The organism is Mycobacterium europaeum (assembly GCF_002102155.1).
GTDB lineage: Bacteria > Actinomycetota > Actinomycetes > Mycobacteriales > Mycobacteriaceae > Mycobacterium > Mycobacterium europaeum.
In genome coordinates, this window is sequence record NZ_LQOU01000067.1 from 12711 (window position 1) to 36599 (window position 23889).

Genomic DNA, 23889 nt, shown 5'->3' on the forward strand with positions numbered 1-23889 from the left:
CCCGCCGCGTGCGCTGGACCCGGCCCGGGTACGCCCTGGTCTTGGCCCTGCTGGTGGTCGGGCCGCTGCTCAGGCCCGGTTACCTGCTGCTGCGCGACGCGGTGTCCACGCCGCGCTCATACGTGTCCGACACCGCGCTGGGCCTGACGGCGGCCCCGCGCGCCACGCCGCAGGATTTCGCGGTGGCGCTGGCCTCGCACGTGCTGGACGGCGGCGTCGTGGTCAAGGCGTTGCTCGTGCTGGGGCTCTGGCTCGCGGGATGGGGCGCTGCCCGGCTGGTCGCCACGGCGCTGCCCGACGCGGGTGCGCCCGGGCAGTTCGTCGCCATCACCCTGGCGATCTGGAATCCCTACGTCGCCGAGCGGCTGCTTCAGGGGCACTGGAGCCTGCTGGTCGGCTACGGCTGTCTGCCCTGGGTCGCGACGGCGATGCTGGGGCTGCGCACGGGCTCCGGCTCGTTCTTCGGGTTGACCTTCTGGATCGCGCTGGCCGGGCTGACACCGACCGGCCTGCTGCTCGCCGCGACGACGGCGCTGTTCTGCGTGGGCGCGCCCGGCACCGGCCGGTCGCGCCGGCTGTGCGCGGCGGTGACGCTGGGCGTCGCGCTGGTGTCCGCGCTGCCCTGGCTGGCCGCGTCGGCGCTGGGCGCCTCGTTGACCGCGCACACCGCGGCGAACACCCTGGGGGTCGCGGCGTTCGCGCCGCGCGCCGAGCCGGGGCTGGGCACGCTGGCCAGCCTGGCCGCCCTGGGCGGGATCTGGAACGGCGAGGCCGTGCCGATCTCGCGGACCACGATGTTCGCGGTGGCGTCGGCCGCGGTGTTGCTGGGCGTAGTCGCGGCCGGGCTGCCGACGGTGCTGCGCCGTCCCGCGGCGCGGCCGCTGTTGGTGTTGGCCGCGGTGGCCGTGCTGGTTCCGGCGGCGCTGGCGACCGGCCCGGGCCTGCACCTGCTGGCCGCGTTGGTGGATGCCGTGCCCGGCTTCGGTGTGCTGCGCGACGGGCAGAAGTGGGTCGCGCTGGCCGTGCCGGGCTACGCGCTGGCGGGCGGGGGCGTGGTGGTCACGCTGCGCAGGTGGGTCCCGCCGCCCGCGGACATGGTGGCGGCACCGGTCTGCTGCCTGGCGCTGGTCTTCGCGCTGCCGGACCTGGCCTGGGGGGTGTGGGGCCAGGTGTCGTCGGTGCAGTATCCGCGCGGCTGGGCGGCGGCGACGGCCGCGATCAACGCGCAGCCCGCGACGGTGGCGGTGCTGCCGGCCGGCACCATGCGGCTCTACTCCTGGGCTGGTCGCGCGCCGGTCTTGGACCCGTTGCCCCGCTGGGTGCGCGCCGACGTGCTGAGCACCGGCGACCTGGTCATCTCGGGGACCGTCATCCCGGGCGAGGGCGCTCAAGCCCGCGCGGTGCAGCAGTTGCTGTTGGCCGGGCCCGCGCCGTCCGCGCTGGCGCCGGCGGGCGTGGGCTGGCTGGTCGTGGAGTCGGACACCGCCGGGGACATGGGGGCGTCCGCCCGCACCCTCGACGCGCTGACCCCGGTCTACCGGGACGACGACCTCGCGCTCTATCGGATCGGCGGCGACACCGCCGGGGTCTCCGCCACGGCGCGCACGGTGACTCTGCTCGCGCACCTGGCGTGGCTGGCGGCGCTGCTGGTGGGCGGCGCCGGCGCCTTGGTCGGCCGTGCGCGACGCGCTGGCTTCCCGCCGCCGCTTCACGACACATAAACGGCTGCGACGACACGCCGCGCAACGCTTTATGTCTCGCGGCGACGCCGACGCCCGTGGCTAAACCACGCCGCTCAGGTACCCGCCCGTGCGCACGGCCTCCAGCACCGTGCGCATGGCGTCGGCGCTTTGCCGCCACGAGAATTCACCGCTTCGGGTGTGCGCCTTGGCGCCGAGTTGCTCGCGCAGCACCGGGTCGGACAGCAACTCGCCGAGACGATCCACCAGCTCGGCGTGGGTGTCCACCAGGATGCCGGTGACCTCGTCGACGATGGAATCCGACAAGCCGCCCGAGGACCGGTAACCGATGGTCGGCACCCGGTGCTGAGCCGCCTCCACGACCGCCAGGCCCCAGCCCTCCTTGCGCGAGGGCAACAGCTGCACCCACGAGCTCTGCAGCACATGGTGTTTGGTCACGTCGTCGACGTGACCGTGGAACGTCACCGCGTCGGGGATGCCGAGCCGGCGGACGTGGTCGACGAGCCGCCGGCGCCACCACCCGTCGCCCACGATGTCGAGGTGCAGGCCCGGCATCCGGGGCCGCAGCCGCGCCACGGCCTCCAGCGCGTCCTCGATCTGCTTGTGCGGCACCAACCGCGACAGCACCACCACCCGCGGCGCCGCGGCGCGCGGGCCGGTCAGCGAGCGCGCCGGGGCCTCGTCGAGCCCGTTGCGCACCACCGCGATTCGCGCGTTGTCCACGCCCAGCGCCAGCAGGTCGCGCGCCGACGGCAGCGATACCGTCACGTACTGGTTGCGCCGGTTCAGCCACGGCGACAACGTCGACTCGACGAACCAGCCGAGCCGGCCCAGCACGGGCCCGGCCACCGGCCATTGCTCGCGGTGACAGTGGTGTACCAGGACCACCACCCGGCGGCCGTAGACCAGCCGGGCGAGGAACGGCAGGCCGTTCTGGGTGTCGACGACCACGTCGGGCCGCACCCGCCGCAGCGGTCCGAGCCCCAGCCGGGCCGCCGCCATCGCGAGCAGGGCCCAGACGTAGACCGAGTACCGGCCGCCGGCCCGGTCGATCCGCACGCCGTCGACCATCTCGCGCCGGGGCGCGCCGGGATAGCGGGCGGTGCGCAGCGTGACGGCGACACCGGAGGCGGCCAACTGCGCGCCGATGCGCTGCAGGTAGGCCTCGCTGCCGCCGCCCTGGGGGTGTCCGGTATCGCGCCAGCACAGCAGGAGCACGGAGCGCAGACCAGACATCACTGGTCAGCCTAGCTCGGCGACGATGCACGCCGCGGCGCGGCGCGAGGTGGGGGCACCCCCAGCCGCGTTAGCGGCGAGGGGGCGAGTCGGGCAGTCAAGCACAGCTCGGCGACGATGCACGCCGCGGCGCCCGGCAACCGCGCTGCGTAGGGTTGGCCGGTGCCCGTGACCCCGCCTTCCACCCAAGTCTTCGCCCGGCGGGCGACCCTGGCCCGTGCGGTGCGGCTGCTGTCCGAATTCCGCTTCGAGCAGTCCGACCCGGCCCGGTTCTACGGCGCGCTCGCGGCGGACACCGCGGCCATGGTGTGCGACCTGTGGCTGGCGGCGCGGGGCGGACCCGCCGCCGGCCGCACCGTGCTCGACGTCGGCGGCGGCCCCGGCTACTTCTCGGCTGCCTTCGACGACCTGGGTCTGCGCTACATAGGCGTCGAACCCGACCCCAGCGAGATGCACGCGGCCGGCCCGCCGCTCGCGGCAGATCCCGGAGACTTCGTCCGCGCCTCGGGCATGGCGCTGCCGTTCGCCGACGACTCGGTGGACATCTGCCTGTCGTCCAACGTCGCCGAGCACGTGCCGCGGCCGTGGCAGCTGGGCAACGAGATGCTGCGGGTGACCAAGCCGGGCGGGCTCGCCGTGCTCTCCTACACCGTCTGGCTGGGCCCGTTCGGTGGGCACGAGACCGGCCTGGCCCACTACCTCGGCGGTGCCCGCGCCGCCGCCCGGTACGCCCGCAAACGTGGGCATCCGGCGAAAAACAACTACGGGTCGTCGTTGTTCGCCGTATCCGCGGCCGAAGGGCTCGACTGGGCCGCGAGCACCGGGGCGGCGGTGGCGGCATTTCCCCGCTACCACCCGCGATGGGCATGGTGGCTGACGTCGGTCCCGCTGCTGCGGGAGTTCGCGGTCAGCAATCTGGTGCTGGTGCTGCGGCCCCGATAATGAAACATGTTCTCGTTTTGTCCCGGCTTGGGTAGGGTGGCGCCATGCGCGCCGGCGACGATGCAGCGCGGAGCAATGAGGAGGAGCGGCGCAGATGCCAGAGAGCCAAACGACGGAATACGACAAGCTTTTCATCGGCGGCAAGTGGACTGCGCCGTCGACTGACGAAGTGATCGAGGTGCACTGCCCGGCCACGGGCGAGTATGTCGGCAAGACGCCCATGGCGGCGGCCGCCGACGTCGACGCCGCGGTCGCCGCGGCCCGCGCGGCCTTCGACAACGGACCCTGGCCCACGACGCCGCCCAAGGAGCGCGCGGCCGTGATCGCCAACGCGCTCAAGCTGATGGAGGAGCGCAAGGACCACTTCACCCAGCTGCTGGCGGCCGAGACCGGCCAGCCCCCGATGGGCGTCGAGACCATGCACTGGATGAGCTCCATCGGGGCGCTGAACTTCTTCGCCGGCCCCGCCGTCGACCAGGTCAAGTGGAAAGAGATCCGCACCGGCGGCTACGGGCAGAGCATCGTCTACCGCGAGCCCATCGGCGTGGTGGGCGCGATCGTCGCGTGGAACGTGCCGCTGTTCCTGGCCGTCAACAAGCTGGGCCCGGCCCTGCTGGCCGGCTGCACCGTGGTGCTCAAACCGGCCGCCGAAACCCCCCTGAGCGCAAACGCTTTGGCCGAGGCCTTCGCCGAGGCGGGGCTGCCCGAGGGGGTGCTGTCGGTGGTGCCCGGCGGGATCGAGACCGGACAGGCGCTGACCTCCAACCCGGGCGTCGACCTCTTCTCGTTCACCGGCAGCTCGGCCGTCGGCAAGGAGATCGGCAAGCGCGCCGCCGACATGCTCAAGCCGTGCACGCTGGAACTCGGCGGCAAGTCCGCGGCCATCGTCCTCGAGGACGTCGACCTGGCGGCCGCGGTCCCGATGCTGGTGTTCTCCGGGATCATGAACACCGGGCAGGCCTGCGTGGCCCAGACCCGCATCCTGGCCCCGCGTTCGCGATACGACGAAATCGTGGATGCCGTAAGCGCTTTCGTGCAGGCCCTGCCGGTAGGCCTGCCGTCGGACCCGGCCGCCCAGATCGGTTCGCTGATCTCGGAGAAGCAACGCGCCCGGGTCGAGGGCTACATCGCCAAGGGCGTCGAGGAGGGCGCGCGGCTGGTGTGCGGCGGCGGCCGGCCCGAGGGCCTGGACAGCGGCTTCTTCGTGCAGCCGACGGTGTTCGCCGACGTCGACAACAAGATGACGATCGCCCAGGAGGAGATCTTCGGGCCCGTGCTGAGCATCATCCCCTACGACACCGAGGAGGACGCGATCAAGATCGCCAACGACTCGGTGTACGGCCTGGCCGGCAGCGTGTGGACCGCCGACGTGGAGCGCGGCATCGCGGTGGCGGAGAAGATTCGCACGGGGACCTACGCGATCAACTGGTATGCCTTCGATCCCTGTTGCCCCTTCGGCGGTTACAAGAACTCGGGCATCGGGCGCGAGAACGGCCCCGAAGGTGTGGAGCACTTCACCCAGCAGAAGAGCGTGCTCATGCCCATGGGCTACACGATCGAGGGCTAGCGCCTAACCCCGAACGCGCACCCACCGCGAAAAATCAGCAGCTCGCGGTGGGTGCGCGTTCGGCGTTTCCGGCCACCCGGCGCCAAAGATTATGCAAAAGGGCATAGAAACCAGCTGGGTTACTAGCGCGTAAATTAAGCGACAACGGACCGGTTTCGGACTTTCCCGTGCGTCTGAGCTTACCTAGCCAATAAAACTTGCTTACTGGACCGTTGTCTTATATGCTTCTCAGCATAATCATCGGCGGCGCTCAGGCCGGGAGAGAATCATGTGGATCATCGAGCTGAACATCGGCGGCTATCAATTCACCCGCGAGATGCCCGACCTCAAACGCCGGAGTTTCCGCTTCAGCCCGCGAAGCATGCACTGGCCGGTCCCCCGGCACTCACACGCTGCATGACGTCAGCCACGGGAGGCACGAGAGTGGCGACCACGAGCGAAACACTGCGGGACCACACCGCGACGAAGCGCGGCGGTACGCGCAAGAAAATGCTGGCCAGCGCCGCCGAGGTGATGCGTGAACGCGGCGCCGCGGGGGTGACCATCGACGCGGTGCTCGCCCGCAGCGGCGCCCCGCGCGGCTCGGTCTACTACCACTTTCCCGACGGCCGCAATCAGATCCTGATCGAGGCGCTGCGGTATTCCGGTGACGCGCTCACCGCGATGATCGACGACGCCGCCGAGCAGGGTGCCCGGGCGTTGCTGGGCAAGTTCGTGGAGTTCTGGGAGCGCCTGCTGACCGAGGGCGGCTTCAGCGCCGGTTGCCCGGTGGTGGCCGCGGCAATCGGCTCGGACGACGACGACGCCAAGCTCTCCGCCGAGGCCGGCGCCATCCTTGGCCGCTGGTGCGCCGCGCTGACGCGGGCGTTCACCCACGACGGCTTCGACGAGCCCTGCGCCGCCTCGCTGGCGGTGACGTCGATCGCCGCCCTGGAGGGCGCCATCGTGTTGTCCCGCTCGACCGGCAGCATCGACCCGTTGCGCCAGGTCGGCGATCAGCTCGAATTCCTGATCAAGGCAAGGGAATTCGTGGTCCGCAACAAGATCGCGGAGTGATCCTCAGTCGCTGGCCGGCAGCGGCTTGACCTCTTTGAGCTGCAGCGCGGTCGCCCCCACGCTCAAGCTCCCGGCGCCCGGCTTGGTCACCAGCACCTCGGCGCCGGTCTCGTCGACGTAGCGCTTGCCCATCACGGTGCCGTCGGCGAACGCCGGATCCGGCTCCCCCGAACGCTCTCCGCCTATCGGCACCATCGGCGCACCGCCGCAACGCAAGTCGTCGAGGCTGTCGGCGCTCCTGACGACGATCACCTGCGTGTCACACACCTGGCTGGCCAGGCGGGTTCCATTCTTGATCATGCACGTAGCCCTTCCAGCGTCTCGATGATCTCCCGGCGAAGCACTTTGCCGGTGGGGGTCGTGGGCAGCTCGTCGCGAAACACCACCCGGTCCGGGGTTCGTGACCCGCGCAGGCTTTTTCGGACGTGCTCGCGCAATTCCTCGGGATCGGGATCGGCACCGGGCCGGGGTACCACCACCGCGACGATCGCCTGTCCCCACTGCGGATCCTCCACGCCGACCACGGCGACGTCGCGCACGTGCGGGTGCTCGACGAGGACCTCTTCGAGTTCGGCGGGCGCGATGTTCTCACCGCCGCGGATGATGGTGTCGTCGCTGCGGCCGCCGATGAACAAGTACCCGTCCTCGTCGAGCATGGCGACGTCCCTGGTGGGAAACCAACCATTCTCGTCGAGCACCGAACCGATGCCGGTGTAGCGGCCGGAGACCTGCTCGCCCCGGACGAAGAGCTCACCGGTCTGCCCGGGCCCGAGCACGTTGCCGTCTTCGTCGCGGATCTCGATCTCGATGCCGGGCACCGGCCGTCCCACCGAGGCCAGCCGCCTGGCGACTTCCGGCTCCGCGGCGGCGTGCGCCGCCCGGTGATCGTCGGGGGTCAGCACCGCGATGGTCGAGCTCGTCTCGGTCAGGCCGTAGGCGTTGACGAAGCCCACGCCGGGCAGCAGTTCCAGGGCGCGGCGGACCAGCGGCAGCCCCACCTTCGACCCGCCGTAGGCCAGGTTGCGCAGCGAGGGCAGCTCGTGGCCCTCGGCCTCCAGCGTGGCGACGATGCGGTCGAGCATGGTGGGCACCACCGTCGCGGTGGTCACGTTCTCGGTGTTGACCAGCCGAACCCATTCCCGCGCATCGAAATTCGGCAGATAGACCATCTTGCGCCCGGCGTACAGGTTCGACAGCGCGGCGCCCACCCCGGCGATGTGATAGGGCGGCACGCAGATCAGCGCGGCGTCGCTCTCGGCGGCCGACTCGAACTCCACCGTGCCGGTGACGTAACTGGTCAGGTTGTTGTGCGAGAGCTCGACGGCCTTGGGCTGCGACGTGGTGCCCGAGGTGAACAGCACGATCGCCACCGAGTCCGGGTCGGGGAATTCGGCGGCGGGCTCGCTGTCGCGCGCGGCCGCGAGGAATTCGTCGGTGGTCATCAGCCGGCCGGGGGCGCCGCCGACCATGTCGCGGTAGCGGCCGTCGACGATCACCAACGGCTCCGGCAGGCGCTCGATCAGCGCCCGGATGGCGTCGGCGGACAGCCGGTAATTGAGCGGGGTGAAGGGCAGCCCGGCCCGCGCGGCGGCAAAGATCAGCACCGGCAGCATCGCGCCGCCGGTGCCCACGTAGACCACGTGTTGGGCGTTCGTGCCCGCGATCACCCCGGCGCCACCGTCGGCGAGATCGCTGAGCTGCTGCGTCGTCAGCCGCAGGGCGCCGGAGGAGCCCTCGGATACCACGGCCGTGCGATCGGGATTGCTCGACGCGGCCATCTCCAGCAGCAACGAAATACTCACGCTTGCACTTTCTGCGGTATCAACGCGTTACAAAGCTGACCAAAAGTGTCATGTTCGACTGTAGTTTAGATCACGCGACACCGTCGAAGCCGGGGGCCGGGCTCAGCTGCCCGTCCACCGCGGGAGGCGCTTCTCGGCGAAGGCGATGGCGCCCTCTTTGGCGTCGTTGGACGCGAACACCGGAGCCAGGATCTTGTTCTGCTCGGCGAACATCTCCTCGGGGCTCCAGCCGCGGGACTCGACGATGATCCGCTTGGTGGCGGCCACCGCGAGCGGCCCGTTGGCGGCGATCTTCTCGGCGAGCGCGATCGCCTCGTCGAGCGCCTTGCCGGGCTCGGCCAGCACGTTGACCAACCCCAGCTCGTGGGCGCGCTCGGCGGACAGGTTGTCGCCGGTGAGGGCGAGCTCCATGGCGATGGCCGGCGCGATGCGCTGCGGCAGCCGCAGCAGGCCGCCGCCGCCGGCGACCAGGCCGCGCTTCACCTCGGGGATCCCGAACGCGGACTCCCTGGACGCGACGATCAGGTCGGTGGCCAAGGCCAACTCGGTGCCGCCGGCCAGGGCGTAGCCCTCGACCGCCGCGATGAGCGGCTTGACCGGCGGACGCTCGGTGAAGCCCATGCCGCGGCCCTCGACGATGGGCAGCTCGCCCCGGGCGAAGGCCTTGAGGTCCATGCCCGCGCAGAACGATCCGCCGGCCCCGGTCAGGATGCCCACCGAAAGACCCGCGTCGCCGTCGAGCCGGTCGACGGCCTCGGCCAGGCCGTTCGCCACCGCGGCGTTGACCGCGTTCTTGGCCTTCGGCCTGTTGATCGTGATGATCAGGATCCGATCCCGTTGTTCGACCAGGACTTCGGGTTCTTCGGCTGCTTCGCTCCCAGTGCTCACGTGCCGCACAGCTCCTTCGGGGTCGGGGTGGCTGTTGTCCGACCGATGGTAGCGGTCGGCCAGAATGCGATTAACGTCAGGCGAGAGTGCCGTTTTCCTCCGCGCGGCTCAGGCCGGCGCCATCGCGGCTTCGACGACAGTCAGCTCCTCGGAAAGACCTGCGGCCCTGCGTATTTCGACAAAGTCGGCGACCATGGCCTCGGTCACCTCATGTGGGTCCTTGAGCGTGGCGCCGTCGGAGAGTACCGAGATGTTGAGCTGATCGACGTAACTCCACACCGTGATGTTGAGGCCGCTGCCTGCGGTCAGCGGGCCCACCGAATAGATCTCGGTGACCAGGGCCCCGCCGACGCGGCCGCGTTCCCGTGGACCCGGAACGTTGGAGATGTTCAGGTTGAGGATCTTGTTGTGGCCGTCGCGCCCGGACGCCCACCGGAAGAAGGCCTGGGTGGGCGCGGGCGGCATGTAGGCCGCCCACCGGCTGACCAGTTCCGGCCCCATCAGCTGGTTGCTCTCCTTGGCGGCGATGGCGTTCTCGTGGCTGCACCGCACCCGCTCCAGCGGGTCGTCGGAATCGGTCGGCAGGCCCACCAGGACGCCGGTGAAGCGGTTGCCGGAGATCCGCTCGGGCGAGAAGTCGAAACTCATCGGCACCGATGCCAGCAGCGGTTCGGCCTTGCCGTCGTAGCGCAGCAGCAGGGTGCGCAGAGCGCCGGCCGACATGGCCAGCACCATGTCGTTGATGGTCGCGCCGAGCCGCTTGCCGGTCTCCTTGACGTCGGCCAGCGCCAACGTGGCGGTGGCGAACCGGCGTTCGGGCGTGATCTTGTGGTTCATGAACGTCGGCGGCGGCTCGAACGGCCGGGTCAGCTCGGGCGAGAGCTTGCGCGAGCTGCGCCGCACCCGGCCCAGGCCCTCGACCGTGTAGCGGATCGTGTGCGGGATCCGGCCGACATGGCGCAGGTGATCGGCGAAGGCCGAACTCATCAACTCCCGCGTGGTGGGCGCCGGGTCGCACAGGTACGGGCCACCCTCGGGCCCCGGCTGCAGGTCCATGCCGCGGGCCATCAGGTTGGCCGAGGCGACGCCGTCGGCCAGCGCGTGGTGGATCTTGCCGACCACCGCGATCCGGTTGTTGGCCAGGCCCTCGATGAAGTACATCTCCCACAGCGGGCGGCTGCGGTCCAGCGGTGCGCAGGCGATGCGGCCGATCGCCTCGTCCAGCTCGCGCCGGCCGCCCGGTGCGGGCAGCCGCCACGGCCGGATGTGGTAGTCCAGGTCGAGATCGCAGTGCTCCCGCCACATCGGATGGTGAAACTTGAACGGGATCTCGACCAGCTGGTAGCAGAACGGCTCGAGCTTGTTCAGCCGGCCGCGGATGACTTCGCGGAACGCGCCGACGTCCAAGCCACGCCGATCGGAATCGAGTTCGATCACAGCGGCTTTGATCGTGTGCATGTGCACGTTCGGCGTTTCGCTGTACAACAGGACCGCGTCCCACCCGCTCAGCCGTTTCACCGCTGCCCCTTACCCATAAAGGGACCATACTCAGCGGCGGCTGCTCAGATAACCTCTTTTGCCGCGTTTGTCTTGGTGCGATACACCTGGTTGAGGAACAGCGAAGTCGCGTGCGCGGCAGCGCCCGCCCGCTCGCCGTCGATGAGGTCGTAGCCGTGGCCCGCGCCGGGCAGCTCCAGGTAGCCCACCATCGAATGCGAGACCGCCCGCATCCGGTCGACGAAGCTGCGTGCCTGCTCGACGGGGATGACGCTGTCCCTGCTGCCGTGAATCACCAAGAACGGCGGCGCATTTCGGTGCACGCGTGCCATCGGCGACGCGGCGCGGAACACCTCGGGGTGGCGGGCGATCCGGCGCTTGACCACCACCCGCTCCAGGAACTCGACGAACCGGTCGCGCTCGGGCGTCGAGCGGTCCTCCCAGTCGTAGCGGCCGTAGATGCCGACCACCGCGTCCACCGAAGTGTTGGCGCCCTCCGGCAGCTTCGCCTGATACTGCGGGTCGTCGGGGGTGAGGCCGGCCAGTGCCGACAGGTGACCGCCGGCCGAACAACCCGCCACCGCGACGAAATCGCGGTCGCCGCCGAACTTGTCGACGTTGGCGCGAGCCCAGGCGATGGCGGTCTTGACGTCGATGATGTGCCGCGGCCAGCGGTGGTGCGGGGCGACGCGGTAGTCGATCGCCAGGCAGACCCAGCCCTGCTCGGCCAGGCGGGACATCAGGGCGGAGCCCTGGCCCATGGCCTTGCCGTGCACCCAGGCGCCGCCCGGGACGAAGATCAGCACCGGCGCGGGTTGCGCGGGCAGGTCCTTGCGGCGCCAGACGTCGAGCACCTGCGCGGGGTGGTCCCCGTAGTGGACGGCGCGCCGGTGCAGGTACCGGCGCTGGCGCATCGCATCCCAGATCGGCGGCGTCCGCAGCGCCGCGGGCCACTCCAGCTCGAGCTCCGCGGCCGACACGATCCCGCGCAGCGCGGCGATGGACACGTCTTGTGCGCTCAATCCGTCGGGCAGGCGGGCGTCGTCGTCCGGCGAGCGTCGGGGCTTGGTCAGACCGGAGAAGAACTCGGGGGCGTGCCGGGCGCCCCAGATGCCCATCGCGGTGAGGCCGCCCAGTGGCTCGAGGTGCTTGCCGACCACCGGCAGCGAAGCGCCCGCGGCACTCAAGGCCAGCGCGTAGTCGCCGGGACGCGCCCGCAGCAACCATTTCGCGCACGATGTCATAGCCGGCCTCCTTGCCGTGGTGTGAGGGCAGCGTACCCCCGCCCCCCGCTCCGAAACGGGCGTTTGTGTTCGCGCCGCGTCAGCCGTCGGCGGCGCGGCGCGACCCGCTCAGATCGCCGCCAGGCACGCGATCACCCGGCCGCCGATCAGCCGGACACCGGTCAGCGTCAGACCGACCTGCGCGGCCAGCGCGGCGGCACTGTCGACGCCGACGGACGCCCACCGGAACCAGGGTCCGACCTCGCAGGCGGACTCCAGCCGGACCCAGCGGGAACGGATGCCGATGTTCTCGGCGTCGAATTCGGCCACGCACCGCCCGCCCCGCGCCAGCAACTCGGCGGCCCGCCCCAGGATGCGGCGCGGGTCGCCGCCCAGGCCGACGTTGCCGTCGACCAGCAACACCGTCTGCCACAGACCCATCGCGGGCAGCGGGTCGAACACGTCGCCGAGCAGGACCGGAGCGCCGCCGCGCCCCGCCAACCGAATCGCGGTCACGGACCGATCGATGCCCAGGGCCGGTACACCCCGCTGAATCAGCCGGGCCACCAGCCGGCCCGGCCCACACCCCAATTCGATCGTCGGCCCGGTGCACATCCGCGTGACGGCTTCGTCGAAGTCCTCGTCGAAGGCGTCACCGGGACATCCGTCCCCGGGACTTCGCACGCCCAACCAGCGGTGCGCCGGTAGCGGCCGCAACTCGCCGTCGTCGTGGCGAATCCAACATCGCTCGCCGCCCAGCGCCCGATCGTAAAGATGCCCCAGCATTCACGTCCCTCGCGTCCTGCCCACCGGGCGGCCCAACGCGCGGTCCCGGTAGGGGACGTTGCGACGCCGAACCAGCAACAGCTTGCACGCTAACGCATGCCGTGCTCGCCAGCATTGCACCGATACCCCGATCTTCGTTCGGCTAATCCACCGCCATTGGTGCACGCACGCGGCGGCGCAACGGTTCAGTCGCCGCCCGTGTCCGCCGGTGCGGTGTCGGTGATACTGATGCGGTGCCGAACACCGATGTTCACCCTGACCTGCACCGAGTCGCCCGTTTCGCCCCACGCCGACTCGTCGGACCCCGGACGCTGGCGATCATGCGGGCGGGGATCGCGCTGCGCGAGCGCCTCGCCAAGCCCGTTCCCGGTGTCGAGGAGATCACGCTGGGTTCGGGAACCGGTGTCCGTCTGTTCCGGCCGGCCGGCGTGGCCGAGCCGACGCCGGCGCTGCTGTGGATCCACGGGGGCGGTTACGTGATCGGCACCGCCCGCCAGGACGACCGGCTCTGCAGCGGGTTCAGCCGGCGGCTGGGCATCACCGTCGCATCGGTGGATTACCGCCTGGCGCCCGAACATCCGTATCCCGCGCCGCTGGAAGACTGCTATTCGGCGTTGACCTGGCTGGCCGGCCTACCGTCCGTGGACCGGTATCGGGTGGCCATCGGCGGTGCCAGCGCCGGCGGCGGCCTGGCCGCGGCCCTGGCCCTGCTCGCCCGCGATCGCGCCGAGGTGAGCCCCGCGTTCCAGCTGCTGACCTATCCCATGCTCGACGACCGCAGCTCGGCGACCGCCCACAACCCGAACTACCGGCTGTGGGACACCCGCAGCAACCGGTTCGGCTGGTCGGCGTACCTCGGCGGCGCCGACCCACAGATCGCCGTGCCCGGGCGCCGCGAAGACCTCAGCGGCCTGCCACCGGCCTGGATCGGCGTCGGCACCCACGACCTGTTCCACGATGAGGACCTGGCCTACGCGGAACGCCTGACGGCCGCCGGGGTGCCGTGCGAGGTGGAGACCGTGCCTGGAGCCTTCCACGGATTCGACCTCTGGGCACCCAAAGCCCAAGTGTCGCAGCGGTTTTTCGACAGCCAGTGCGCCACGTTGCGCGCGGCGCTCGCCCTCGCGCCGTGATCGCCGGTCACATCGCGAAGTAAACGAGTTCCCCGCCGATGATGGTGGCCGCCACCATGCCGGCGTCCAGCTCCGCCAGCGCCGTAGCCGGCGGCTCGCTGAGCACGCACAGGTCCCCCGGCTCTCCGGTCGCCACCGTCCGCGGCCGGGCCGGCCGCTCGGGCCGCCCCAGGAACATCGTCAAAGCGTCTCGGGCAGAGACACATTCGTCGGCGTTGAGGACGACACCGCTCGGGGTGGTGCGGTAGACGGCGGCGCGCATCGTCGTCCAGGGATCGCCGTGGCCGAACGGCATGTCGGTGGACAGCGCCACGGGCACCGCCGCCTTCAGCAGGGAGGCAACGCGCCACAGCTGATCGTGCTCGGCGGCGGGGACGTCGGCGAGGTAGTGATCGCCGCGCTCGGCGACGAAGTTGGGCTGCGTCACCACCGTGACCCCCAGCTCGGCAAGATCGGCCAGGTTGTCGTGGGGCACCACGGCGGCATGCTCGATGCGGTCCTGCGGATGGCTGCCGGCCGCCCGCAGGGCCGCGACGGCCACCACGAGTTGGGCGGCGGTCACGCAGTGCACGGCGACCGGGCGGCCCGCGTCGTGCCGGCCGGCGATCCAGTCCGCCAGCCCGTCCACGTCGAGGCGGTCGTCGTGCAGGATCTTCTTGCCCGGGGACAGGAAGCTGGGCCGCGGCCGGAACTCGCCGCGCCGGTGGGCGACCACCAGCGACACCATGTCGTCGGCGTCGAGGTCGGGAGTGGCGTCGGTGACGCCGGTGATGCCGGTCGCGGTGATGCGCCGGCTCAGTTCCGCCAGATCGCTTTCGCGCCGCTGCAGCAGGTCGGACCAACCGTGGTCCGCGCTGCGCAGACGCCCGTCGGGGTGCTCGGCCAGGCCCACCCGGCCCAGCGCCTCGGAGTTGAGGATCCACAGCGCACCGCTGCGGTGCTGGATGCGCACCGGGACGGTGCGCACGATGGCGTCGAGCGCGTGCCGGTCCAGGTCGCCGGCCACCGATTCGTGGTAGCCGACGGCGCGAATCCACCCGTCGGGACCCGGCGTCGCGTTCGAGAGCAGTTGCGTCAGCTCGGTTTTGGTGCAGACCCCGGGCGGTCCGACGAGGAACGAATCGAGCGCGGAGGCCGCCGAGCGCACGTGCACGTGGTGGTCGTGCAGGCCGGGCAGGACGGTTCCGCCGCCGGCGTAGAGCACGCCCTCGCCGGGTTCGGCAACCAGGCCGTCGCCCATCTCGTCGATCCGCTCGCCGACCCGGATATCGGTGGTGGTCCCGTCCAGCAGGGTGGCCCGCCGAATCAGCATGGCCGACAACTCCGTTGAGCCACCAGTTGGCGCACCGCCTCGTTGTGCGCACCCAGCCGCGCCGCGCGCCGGGCCGGCGGCGGAACCGGCGGGGGCGGCGCGAGCAGGTTTGCGACCGATGCCTGCGTGGGCAGCTGCGCATAGCCGGCGGCTACCGCGGCCATCGAAACCTCGATCAGCTCGCCGCCGCCCCGGCCCAGCGAGTCGGCGACCAGCCGGGCCGCCTCCAGCCCGGTCAACGGATCGGCGATGGCGTCGCCGCAGAACACCGGCCCGTCAGCCGCGACGCCCACGAGGCCGCCACCGACCGCGGCGTCGTCGCCGAACGCCGGGCGCTCATCGAGGTATCCCTTGACGCGCAACCAGATTCGCCCTTTCCCCGCCGGCACGTCGTCCGGTCCCAGCCGGCGCCGCGTGAGCGCCGCGGGGCGCGAGCCTTCGATCACCACATCGGCCACAGCGAGCAACTGGCGCAGCTCGTCCTCCTGACGGTCGAAATCGACGCAGTACGACAGCTTTTCACCGTTCATCCAGTCGAAGAAGCTTTGGTTGCCCGCTCGGGTACCGTCCGGGCGGGCCGGGCTCTCGACCTTGACGACGGACGCCCCGGCGCGTGCGAGCAGCTGTCCGCACAGCGGGCCCGCCCACATGGCGGACAGGTCGGCGACGAGCAGGCCCGCGACGCCGTGCGCCGGTGCGCGGGTCCCGCGGGGTCGTATTCGCGGGGCGGTGGCGGTGGCTTGGCCCAGGGCGGCCGCGGGGATGTCGAGCAGCGTGGTGCGCTCGATGACCGCGGCGAGCGGTTGGGTTGCGACCCAGCGCCGCAACGCCGCCCAGGGGTCGCCCGTGTCGTCGTCGCTCTGAACCAGCGCGGGGACGGCGGCGGCGTCGTCGGGGCGCGACAGCGTGATCGCGCACCAGCCGTCGGCGGCCACCAGTAGCCGGGTCGCCCCACCGGCGGACACCCGGCCGCGGCGGGTCAGGCCCAGCAGCGCGGCGCGGCCGGTCAACAGGCCGGCCGCATCGATGGTCACACCCAACCGCTCGCCGACGGCCGCGGCCACCCGCTGGGCGTGGGTCAGCACGGTCGCCCGGGAGAAGTCGGGCGGCCCGTCGGGCAGGCCGGTCAGGTAGGCCAGCCCGCTGCTCCCCCACGCCGACGTAGCCGAGCTCACGCCCCCATTGTGCTCGTGCCGCGCCTCCTCAGAAGTGCAGCGCGCGGAACCGCCAGTCCAGCACCGCGCGGTCAGCCTCGCCCGGCCCGTCGCCGGCGGCGTAGACCAGCGACCGCAGCCCCAGCACACCGCCGCGGCCGGCCGGTTCCGCGGATTCGACGTGCAGCTCGCTGTACAGGGTGTCGCCCTCGTGCACTGGGCCGGTGTGGTCGCAGGACTCCCAGCCCAGCACCGTCGCCAGGTTCGGCAGCAACCTGGACGCCTGAGCGAGGGCCAGCCCGATGGTGTGCCCGCCGTACACCAGCCGCCGCCCCGCGACCCGCGAATCATGGTGTGTGGCGGCGATGTTCAGGGTGAGCCGGGCGAGCTCCGGCGCACCGCTGACCACGTCGCCCGTGCTGTGCAGCACGGCGCCGGCCAGGCCCGGGTCGAAGTGCGGGCCGGGCACCCGGTGGCGGAACACCTCGCCGTCCCACTGCGCGGCCGGGTCGTGGGCCGGGCCCGGCGCACCGACACCGACCGTCGAAAGATCGTCGTGCGGCGCCTGGTCGGGCCGCCAATCCGGGCCGGCGGGCAGCATGCCACACCGGTAGAAGTCGAGTACCAACCGGTCGTCCTGGTCGACGGTGGTCATCCGCAGCGCCGCCAGGCCGGTGGGCGCCCGGCCCGGCTTGAGCGAGTTGGCGCGCAGCCCAACCACTTCCGTGCGGGTGTACAGGGTATCGCCGATGACGGGGAAGCGGTGAAAGGTGAGCCCGCGGTAGAACAGGTTGGCCTTGACCCGCTGGGTGGCCAGCGTCGACTGCCCGATCGCCACGTCGCAGACCAGCGCCGGATGGGCCAGCGGAGCGGGCAGGCCCGTCACGGCCGCGCACAGGTCGGCGTCCAAGGCGAGCCGCAGCCGGTCCCCCACGATCGCCTGGTGGGCGGCGGCCAATCCCGGCGACAGGGTCACCGCGGGCGCCCAGTCGAAGACCTGGCCGACCGAGAGATCGTCGAAGTACGGCCCGCCGGCACGGATTCGCGCATACCCCTCGCTGGTCACAACGCCACATGCTGGCAGGCTGTCGGATCGGGGGTCAACTTCGTGGCGATCGCGAGCGCGGCGAAGCCGGGCGAAGCGGGTCTGCCACCATCAACACCCGTGGCGATCGCGAGCGCGGCGAAGCCGGGCGAAGCGGGTCTGCCACCATCAACGCTGGGAGGCGGTCATCGGTGAACGACGAAGAAGAGATGCTGGTGGCGACGGTGCGGGCGTTCATCGACCGCGACGTCAAGCCGACCGTCCGCGAGGTCGAGCACGCCAACACCTACCCCGAGGCGTGGATCGAGCAGATGAAGCGGATCGGCATCTACGGCCTGGCGATTCCCGAGGAGTACGGCGGGTCGCCGGTGTCCATGCCGTGCTACGTCCGGGTCACCGAGGAGCTGGCCCGCGGGTGGATGAGCCTGGCCGGCGCGATGGGCGGGCACACGGTGGTGGCCAAGCTGCTGACGCTGTTCGGGACCGAGGAGCAGAAGCGGACCTACCTGCCGGCGATGGCCACCGGCGAGCTGCGCGCCACCATGGCGCTGACGGAACCGGGCGGCGGCTCGGACCTGCAGAACATGACGACGACGGCGCTGGTGGACAGCTCTGGCGGCTTGCGGATCAACGGTGCCAAGACGTGGATCAGCAACGCGCGGCGGTCCGGTCTGATCGCGCTGCTGTGCAAGACCGATCCGAACGCCACGCCGCGGCACCGCGGCATCTCGATCGTGCTCGTCCAGCAGGGTCCCGGCCTGACGGTGTCACGGGACCTGCCCAAGCTGGGCTATAAGGGCGTCGAGTCCTGCGAGCTGTCCTTCGACGACTACCGCGCGCCCGAGTCGGCCGTGCTGGGCGGCCGCATGGGCGAGGGGTTTTCGCAAATGATGAAAGGCCTCGAGACGGGCCGCATCCAGGTGGCCGCCCGCGCCCTGGGCGTGGGCATGGCGGCGCTCGAGGACGCGCTGGCGTATGCGCAGCAGCGGGAAAGCTTCGGCCGGCCGATCTGGCAGCACCAGTCGGTCGGCAACTACCTGGCCGACATGGCGACCAAACTGACCGCCGCCCGGCAGCTCACCCGCTACGCCGCCGAACGCTACGACAGCGGCGAGCGCTGCGACATGGAGGCCGGCATGGCCAAGCTGTTCGCCTCCGAGGTGGCGATGGAGATCGCCCTGAACGCCGTGCGGATTCACGGCGGCTACGGCTACTCATGCGAATACGACGTGGAGCGCTACTTCCGAGACGCGCCCCTGATGATCGTCGGCGAAGGCACCAACGAGATTCAGCGCAACGTGATCGCCGCGCAACTGGTCGCGCGGGGCGGCATCTGAGCGCGAGCCCGAATGTGCGGGCTCGACGTCGGTGGGTCCTGTATCCTTGCCTGACTTCTCCCACCAGCAAATCGGTTCGGGAGTAAAAGCTACTGCAACGAAAGAAAGTCGGCTGCCATGAGTTATCCCCCAGGGCCGTACGAAGGCTCGCCGGAGTGGCAGGGTCAGCCGCCGGAATGGCAGGGTCAACCGCCGGCATGGCCGGGCCAGCCCCCGGGCTGGCCGGGTCAGCAACCGGGTCAGCAGCCCGGTTGGCCGCCGCCTCAGCCGGGCTGGCCGGGCCAGCCGGAACCGGAGAACTACCTCGTCTGGGCCATCCTGTGCACCGTGCTGTGCTGTCTGCCGCTCGGAATCGTCTCGATCGTCTACTCCACCAAGGTGTCCGGCCTGTGGGCCCAGGGCCGGTATGCCGAGGCCCAGGCGGCGGCCGACAACGCCAAGAAGTGGGCCATCATCGGCGCCATCGTCGGCGCGGTGTTCGCGGTGATCATGGTGATCCTCTATGTCGCCATCGGCGTGATCGCCGTCTCGAACCTGCCGTCGACCACGACCACCACGTATTCGGGCATCTGACAACGCTTTAGGCGATTCTCAGGCGCCGGTCGCGTCGATCAGTCCCCAGGCCAGGGCAGTGCCGGCGTCGATGATACGGCCCGACAACACCAGATAGGCGGTGCGCCACCGGCCGATCCGGCGGGTGACGCTGAGCGTTCCGCCGGCGCCGGGAATCAGCCCCAGGTGCAATTCGGGCAGGCCGAACACCGAATCGTCGCGCGCGCTCACCCATCCGCAGAACGCCGCCATCTCGAGCCCGCTGCCCAGCACGCGGCCGTGCACCTCCGCCGTGCAGGCCGGGCCGAGCCGGGCGGTGAGCGCGTCGAGGGCCAGGGCGGGGCTGTGCCGGGTGCGGGCCAGGTGCGCGCTCGCCGGATCGGCGAAGGTGCCGAATTCGGCGAGGTCCCCCCCACTGCAGAACGACGGCCCGTTGCCGCTCAACACGATCCCGGTCACCGACGGGTCCAGTTGCGCGACGGTCAGCGCCTCCAGCAGGGTGGCCCGGGCGTCGGTGGAAAACGCGTTGTGCCGCTGCGGCCGGTTGAACGCGATGCGCAGCGTGTCGCCGTCGCGCTCGGCCCGCACCGGGTCGGCGATGTCGGGCATCCGGGCCGGGCCTCGCTCGGTCAGCCAGCGTGCGAATTCGGGGCCGGCCTGCAGGGTCGAGTACGCCAGCGATTCGGTCACCACGGCGGGCAGCGCCGGGCCGCCGGGGTCCACCGCGCGCAACACGTCGTCACAGACGCTGCTGGCCTGCGGCCAATGCCGACACCGCGCGGTCAACTCGGCGAGCGCGTCGGGCACCGAGTCGACGGTGACGACCCGGCGATCCTCGTAACGGTCCTCCGTCAACGTGAAAGTCGCCGCGTTCAGCCATGATTCGCAGGCCGCCAGGTCGTCGGCCCGGCCGTGCGCCACGATCACCCCGGGTGGGGCCGCGGCGCCGGTCCCGGGGCCCGCGCCGGGTGCGCTCGACAGGTCCACCACCTGCAGCATGGATCAGACCGAATACTTCTCGATCAGCCCGTTCTTGTAGAGCTTGCCGGTGTCGGTGCGCGGCAGCTGCGCCTCGAAAGTGATCGACCGCGGACATTTGTAGTGCGCCAGCCGATCCCGCAGCCAGGTGAGCAGCTCGTCGGCGAACTCGTCGGTGGCGTCGGCGGGGTCGACGGTCTGCACGGCCGCCACCACGCGTTGCCCCATCTCGTCATCGGGAACGCCGAACACCGCCGCGTCCAACACCTTCGGGTGGGTGACCAGAAGGTTCTCGGTCTCCTGCGGGTAGATGTTGACCCCGCCCGAGATGATCATGTGGTGGCGACGGTCGGTCAGGTACAGGTAGCCATCGTCGTCCACGTAACCGACGTCGCCGACGGTCACCCAGCCGTGGGTGTCACGGGACGCGGCGGTCTTCGCCTCGTCGTTGAGGTACTCGAAGGAATAGCCGCCCGCGAAGTAGATTTCGCCGGCCTGCCCGGGTGGCAGCTCGTTGCCGTTCTCGTCGAGGATGTGGATCTCGCAGGCCATCGGCTTGCCGACCGAGCCCGGGTGCGCCAGCCACTCCTCGGCGCTGATCAGCGTCGACCCGATCGCCTCGGAGGAGGCGTAGTACTCGTCGATGATCGGCCCCCACCAGTCCATCATCTGCTTCTTGATCTCCACCGGGCACGGCGCCGCCGCGTGCATCACCCGCTGCAGGCTGGACAGGTCGTACGAATTGCGCACGGCCTCGGGCAGTTTCAGCATCCGGGTGAACATCGCCGGGACGAACTGGCCGTGCGTGACGCGGTAGCGCGCGATGGCGTCCAGGCAGCCTTCGGGATCGAATTTCTCCAGCACGACGGTGGTGATCCCGCCGGCCTGCGCGCTCATCGACCACACCGACGGCGCGGTGTGATACAGCGGGGCCGGGCTCAGGTAGACCGAATCGGGGGTCATCCAGAGACTGACCAGGGCCGACATCATTCCGGGCGCCTCGGACGGCGGCACGTGCGGCAACTCGCGTTTGATGCCCTTGGGCCGGCCGGTGGTGCCCGACGAATACTGCAGCAGGTCGCCCTCGCGTTCGTCGTCGATCGGCGTGTCCGGCTCGGCGGCAACGCATTCGGGGTAGCGCTGCCAGCCCTCGAGATCGTCGTTCGCGATCATCAGCAGGCCGGGCAGGCCGCCCGGCAGGTGCTCGGCCAGGTTCTCGCAGGTTTTGCGCAGCGCCGCCGACCCGATGATCGCCTTGGCGGCGCTGTTATCGATGATGTAGGCCGCCTCGGCCGGGGTCAGGTGCGTGTTGATCGGCACGTAGTACAGACCGCTGCGGCGCGCCGCCCACATCACCGCGTGCATGTGCTCGTTGTTCTCCATGAGGATCGCGACGACGTCGCCCTCGGTGAGGCCGGCGCGCCGGAAGTGATGCGCCAGCCGGTTGGCCCGCGCCTCCAGCTCGTCGAAGGTGACGACGGTGCCGGACGGGTGAAGAATGACGGCGGGCTTGTCGGCGCCGCAGTGCTCACGAATCTGCATGCGCAGACTGTACCGCCGAAAAACTTGACGGGTGTCAAGTGGTCACCCGTCCGGCGGCGTCAGCCGGGCCGCCGGCCTCGCGGGGCCGGCCGCGGGTTCATGCCGACTCCTGCTGCCCGTCCTCCATGAACCCAGGGCCGGCACCGAATCGCGGCGCCGCCGCCGCGTGCTTGCCGACGGCGCTCTGCCAACCGGCGAATCGCAGCCAGGCGTCGATGTAGTCGTTGCTGATGGGGGCGCTCAACGGCGGAACGTCGAAGGCCTCCGCCAGGGTCGGCAGGTGAGCGATCAGGGCGGTATAGCGTTTGGTGAGTTCGGCTTCGGCCTGTGCGGCGCGCTGCGGTGTCAGCAGCCCTGCCGCCGCGTACCACCCGGCGTTGGCGAGGCCCCGTTCCAGTGCGTAGACGGCGGCGAGGTCCTCGATGACCGCGCGGGCGGACGGATCGGCTTCGCGCACCGCGGCGGCGAACAGGGACTGGGCGGCGAGCCGTTCGGCCGTGGCACTGCTGAGCACGATGGCAAACGAGTCCGGGCCGATCGCGCCGACGCCGGAATGCGTGCCCTGCCGACCGGCGGCGGCGATGGTCGACTCGCGTTCACGGAGCATCGCGATCCACCAGGGCGACTCCTCGGGCATGCCGGCAATCCGTAGCAGTGCCGGATCCATCCGGCCCAGGACGCGGCCGGTCGCGACTTGCAGCGACTGGTTTTCGCCCTCGGCGGTGATGATGCCCTGTGCGCTTCCGATGTAGTCGGTGATCAGGTTGTCGCGGAACATGCCCTGCGCCCCCAGCCGCTGGCGACACGTCTGCAGCACGTCGTGGGCGGTGTAGCTCAGCAGCGGTTTGGCCAGCATCGCCCTCAGATCGCGGTCGGAGGGATCGGCGGCGGCATCGGCAAAGCGCGCGCGCACGTCGTTGGCGAAAGCCGTCATGGCATAGATCCGGGCCATGCTGGAGATCAGGTCGCGCTGAACGCCGTCCCGGGCGCTCATCAGCACCTTGCCCGAGGTGAGTCGCTGCTGGGCGTAGCGCAGAGTCAATGCCAGGGCGGCCCGCGCCGAGGCAACGCTGGCCGCCGCCAACAAGATGCGGCCCGTCTGCAGTTGGCCGATGCTGCGGTGGAATCGGTCGCGCAGGGGCAGGTCGCAGGTGAAGGTGCCGTCGTCGTCGATGCGGGCGAAGTCGCCGCACAGCAACGCGTCCTCGGGGAGCACCACGTCGGTGAACCGGATCATCGCGTTGTCCATCGGTGCGTAGCCCTTCTCCGGCAGCGGCACGACGTCGACCCCGGGCGCGAGCCCTTCTTTTGTCCGCAGCCGGACCAGGAAGGGAAAGACGCCCTCGTCGGTTCCGTCGACGATGAGTCGAGCGGTGACAATGGTGGTCTTGGGTACTTCGGGGTCTGCGACATTGGGCATCCACTTGCACGCTTCGCCGCTCGGGGTGCTCAGCGTGAACCGACGTTCCTCCCGGTGCCACACCGCTCGGGTCTGCTGGTCCAGAACGTTGGTGCCATAACCCAATTCGGTCAACAGCATCACGCCAACCGCCGCCGTCGTGTCCAGCTCATCGAGGCACTGCCGTTGATATGCCGTTCCCCGTCCGAGGCGTTCGATGGCCCCGATGGTCAGGCTGAAGTGACCACTGAGAACCGGCAGCAGCCGCGGCGCCAGCGCCGCCGACCAGTCGAAGATGGCGGCGAGCTTGTGGTGATCCGCGGCGAGCTGACGCGAGGATCCGCCGAGTTCCTCGACGGTGGTGCACAGCAGCTCATAGCTTTTCCGCGCCTGTTCGGCGTACGCCGCGTGCGACTGCGGGGTGTCGTTGAGTGCGACGACGGCGTCGCGCACCCGCCGCTGCTCATGGTATTGATCGCCGAAAACGACGTGCCTGAGTGCGCGACGCACGCCTTGCCTGCCGGCTTCGTCGCCGTCGCCGCCCGCGCCCCGCTCTCCCCCCGCCGAATCCTCAACTTGCGCAACGACGTAACGGCTTGCCGATCGATCGGTGTTCATATTGTGCCCCCTCGACTCATTCACACGGCCATGATCACGACGCGACGCAATTGCGCCCGCCCTGCTTCACTGGTGATTCTTGAATGCGCGGCTTTCGTCGGAATACACTGCGATCCAACGGT

General features: G+C 70.6%; 19 protein-coding genes and 1 pseudogene. 7 read left to right on the top strand and 13 right to left on the bottom strand.

Translation table 11 applies throughout. The features are described 5' to 3' along the window. Nucleotides 1–8 precede the first annotated feature (8 nt). Nucleotides 9–1741, top strand: a pseudogene (locus AWC03_RS25810) (MmpA family trehalose lipid delivery protein); the annotation flags it as partial. Nucleotides 1742–1781: 40 nt separating this feature from the next. Here AWC03_RS25810 and AWC03_RS25815 read toward each other — a convergent pair. Beyond that, nucleotides 1782–2936 (bottom strand): glycosyltransferase family 4 protein, encoded by a 1155-nt coding sequence (locus AWC03_RS25815; protein WP_085243543.1) that lies wholly within the window; start codon nucleotides 2934–2936, stop codon nucleotides 1782–1784. Nucleotides 2937–3104: 168 nt separating this feature from the next. Here AWC03_RS25815 and AWC03_RS25820 point away from each other — a divergent pair, with 168 nt between their 5' ends. From AWC03_RS25820 to AWC03_RS25830, 3 genes are all read left to right on the top strand, one after another. Next, nucleotides 3105–3878: a class I SAM-dependent methyltransferase gene (locus AWC03_RS25820; RefSeq protein WP_085243572.1), complete on the top strand. Its 774-nt coding sequence runs from the start codon at nucleotides 3105–3107 to the stop codon at nucleotides 3876–3878. A 94-nt stretch (nucleotides 3879–3972) separates the two neighbouring features. Further along, nucleotides 3973–5445 (top strand): aldehyde dehydrogenase, encoded by a 1473-nt coding sequence (locus AWC03_RS25825; RefSeq protein WP_085243544.1) that lies wholly within the window; start codon nucleotides 3973–3975, stop codon nucleotides 5443–5445. A gap of 489 nt (nucleotides 5446–5934) precedes the next feature. Continuing rightward, the gene (locus AWC03_RS25830; RefSeq protein ID WP_085243573.1) at nucleotides 5935–6501 is read left to right on the top strand and encodes a TetR/AcrR family transcriptional regulator; all 567 of its coding nucleotides are present in this window, start codon (nucleotides 5935–5937) and stop codon (nucleotides 6499–6501) included. Nucleotides 6502–6504: 3 nt separating this feature from the next. Here AWC03_RS25830 and AWC03_RS25835 read toward each other — a convergent pair whose 3' ends face one another. The 6 genes from AWC03_RS25835 to AWC03_RS25860 all read right to left on the bottom strand — a co-directional run bounded on the left by AWC03_RS25835 (nucleotide 6505) and on the right by AWC03_RS25860 (nucleotide 12697). Beyond that, on the bottom strand, nucleotides 6505–6801 hold the full coding sequence (locus AWC03_RS25835; protein ID WP_085243545.1) for a hypothetical protein: 297 nt from the start codon (nucleotides 6799–6801) through the stop codon (nucleotides 6505–6507). After that, a complete protein-coding gene (locus tag AWC03_RS25840) occupies nucleotides 6798–8303 on the bottom strand; it encodes a class I adenylate-forming enzyme family protein (RefSeq protein WP_085243546.1) in 1506 nt (501 codons plus the stop codon). The genes AWC03_RS25835 and AWC03_RS25840 overlap by 4 nt, the downstream gene beginning before the upstream one ends. 102 nt (nucleotides 8304–8405) lie before the next feature. Next, nucleotides 8406–9191: a crotonase/enoyl-CoA hydratase family protein gene (locus tag AWC03_RS25845; RefSeq protein ID WP_085243574.1), complete on the bottom strand. Its 786-nt coding sequence runs from the start codon at nucleotides 9189–9191 to the stop codon at nucleotides 8406–8408. A gap of 108 nt (nucleotides 9192–9299) precedes the next feature. After that, nucleotides 9300–10709 (bottom strand): WS/DGAT/MGAT family O-acyltransferase, encoded by a 1410-nt coding sequence (locus AWC03_RS25850; protein ID WP_085243547.1) that lies wholly within the window; start codon nucleotides 10707–10709, stop codon nucleotides 9300–9302. A 44-nt stretch (nucleotides 10710–10753) separates the two neighbouring features. Beyond that, the gene (locus AWC03_RS25855; RefSeq protein WP_085243548.1) at nucleotides 10754–11932 is read right to left on the bottom strand and encodes an alpha/beta hydrolase; all 1179 of its coding nucleotides are present in this window, start codon (nucleotides 11930–11932) and stop codon (nucleotides 10754–10756) included. Nucleotides 11933–12040: 108 nt separating this feature from the next. Then, nucleotides 12041–12697, bottom strand: coding sequence for a class I SAM-dependent methyltransferase (locus AWC03_RS25860; protein ID WP_085243549.1), 657 nt, complete (start codon nucleotides 12695–12697; stop codon nucleotides 12041–12043). Nucleotides 12698–12930: 233 nt separating this feature from the next. Here AWC03_RS25860 and AWC03_RS25865 point away from each other — a divergent pair, with 233 nt between their 5' ends. Next, nucleotides 12931–13830 (top strand): alpha/beta hydrolase, encoded by a 900-nt coding sequence (locus AWC03_RS25865; protein WP_085243550.1) that lies wholly within the window; start codon nucleotides 12931–12933, stop codon nucleotides 13828–13830. Nucleotides 13831–13837: 7 nt separating this feature from the next. Here AWC03_RS25865 and AWC03_RS25870 read toward each other — a convergent pair whose 3' ends face one another. From AWC03_RS25870 to AWC03_RS25880, 3 genes are read right to left on the bottom strand one after another with little or no spacing between them, the layout of a single operon-like run. Then, nucleotides 13838–15142 carry an amidohydrolase family protein gene (locus tag AWC03_RS25870; protein WP_085243551.1) on the bottom strand — a complete coding sequence of 435 codons (1305 nt, stop codon included), beginning with the start codon at nucleotides 15140–15142 and terminating at the stop codon, nucleotides 13838–13840. Beyond that, nucleotides 15136–16317, bottom strand: coding sequence for a CoA transferase (locus AWC03_RS25875; protein WP_085243552.1), 1182 nt, complete (start codon nucleotides 16315–16317; stop codon nucleotides 15136–15138). The genes AWC03_RS25870 and AWC03_RS25875 overlap by 7 nt, the downstream gene beginning before the upstream one ends. A gap of 28 nt (nucleotides 16318–16345) precedes the next feature. Beyond that, the gene (locus AWC03_RS25880) at nucleotides 16346–17362 is read right to left on the bottom strand and encodes a MaoC family dehydratase (protein ID WP_085243553.1); all 1017 of its coding nucleotides are present in this window, start codon (nucleotides 17360–17362) and stop codon (nucleotides 16346–16348) included. A gap of 170 nt (nucleotides 17363–17532) precedes the next feature. Here AWC03_RS25880 and AWC03_RS25885 point away from each other — a divergent pair, with 170 nt between their 5' ends. After that, nucleotides 17533–18678 (top strand): acyl-CoA dehydrogenase family protein, encoded by a 1146-nt coding sequence (locus AWC03_RS25885; RefSeq protein ID WP_085243554.1) that lies wholly within the window; start codon nucleotides 17533–17535, stop codon nucleotides 18676–18678. A gap of 117 nt (nucleotides 18679–18795) precedes the next feature. Beyond that, a complete protein-coding gene (locus AWC03_RS25890; RefSeq protein WP_085243555.1) occupies nucleotides 18796–19251 on the top strand; it encodes a CD225/dispanin family protein in 456 nt (151 codons plus the stop codon). Nucleotides 19252–19269: 18 nt separating this feature from the next. On the opposite strand, the gene AWC03_RS25895 is transcribed toward AWC03_RS25890, so the two are convergent. The 3 genes from AWC03_RS25895 to AWC03_RS25905 form a co-directional block, all read right to left on the bottom strand. Continuing rightward, nucleotides 19270–20229, bottom strand: a complete 960-nt coding sequence (locus AWC03_RS25895; RefSeq protein WP_085243556.1) for an enoyl-CoA hydratase/isomerase family protein — start codon at nucleotides 20227–20229, stop codon at nucleotides 19270–19272. 3 nt (nucleotides 20230–20232) lie between these two features. Then, nucleotides 20233–21750, bottom strand: coding sequence for a fatty-acid--CoA ligase FadD4 (gene fadD4 / locus AWC03_RS25900; RefSeq protein WP_085243557.1), 1518 nt, complete (start codon nucleotides 21748–21750; stop codon nucleotides 20233–20235). Between the two features lie 97 nt (nucleotides 21751–21847). Next, entirely contained in the window at nucleotides 21848–23767 is a 1920-nt protein-coding gene (locus AWC03_RS25905; RefSeq protein ID WP_085243558.1) for an acyl-CoA dehydrogenase family protein, read from the bottom strand. Nucleotides 23768–23889 lie beyond the last annotated feature (122 nt).

Coding starts and splice junctions, on each gene's coding strand:
- AWC03_RS25860 (WP_085243549.1), bottom strand. CDS start 12,697: ATGCTGGGGCATCTTTACGATCGGGCGCTGGGCGGCGAGCGATGTTGG.
- AWC03_RS25815 (WP_085243543.1), bottom strand. CDS start 2,936: ATGTCTGGTCTGCGCTCCGTGCTCCTGCTGTGCTGGCGCGATACCGGA.
- AWC03_RS25890 (WP_085243555.1), top strand. CDS start 18,796: ATGAGTTATCCCCCAGGGCCGTACGAAGGCTCGCCGGAGTGGCAGGGT.
- fadD4 (WP_085243557.1), bottom strand. CDS start 21,750: ATGCAGATTCGTGAGCACTGCGGCGCCGACAAGCCCGCCGTCATTCTT.
- AWC03_RS25895 (WP_085243556.1), bottom strand. CDS start 20,229: ATGCTGCAGGTGGTGGACCTGTCGAGCGCACCCGGCGCGGGCCCCGGG.
- AWC03_RS25855 (WP_085243548.1), bottom strand. CDS start 11,932: ATGACATCGTGCGCGAAATGGTTGCTGCGGGCGCGTCCCGGCGACTAC.
- AWC03_RS25870 (WP_085243551.1), bottom strand. CDS start 15,142: ATGCTGATTCGGCGGGCCACCCTGCTGGACGGGACCACCACCGATATC.
- AWC03_RS25830 (WP_085243573.1), top strand. CDS start 5,935: ATGCTGGCCAGCGCCGCCGAGGTGATGCGTGAACGCGGCGCCGCGGGG.
- AWC03_RS25835 (WP_085243545.1), bottom strand. CDS start 6,801: ATGATCAAGAATGGAACCCGCCTGGCCAGCCAGGTGTGTGACACGCAG.
- AWC03_RS25825 (WP_085243544.1), top strand. CDS start 3,973: ATGCCAGAGAGCCAAACGACGGAATACGACAAGCTTTTCATCGGCGGC.
- AWC03_RS25905 (WP_085243558.1), bottom strand. CDS start 23,767: ATGAACACCGATCGATCGGCAAGCCGTTACGTCGTTGCGCAAGTTGAG.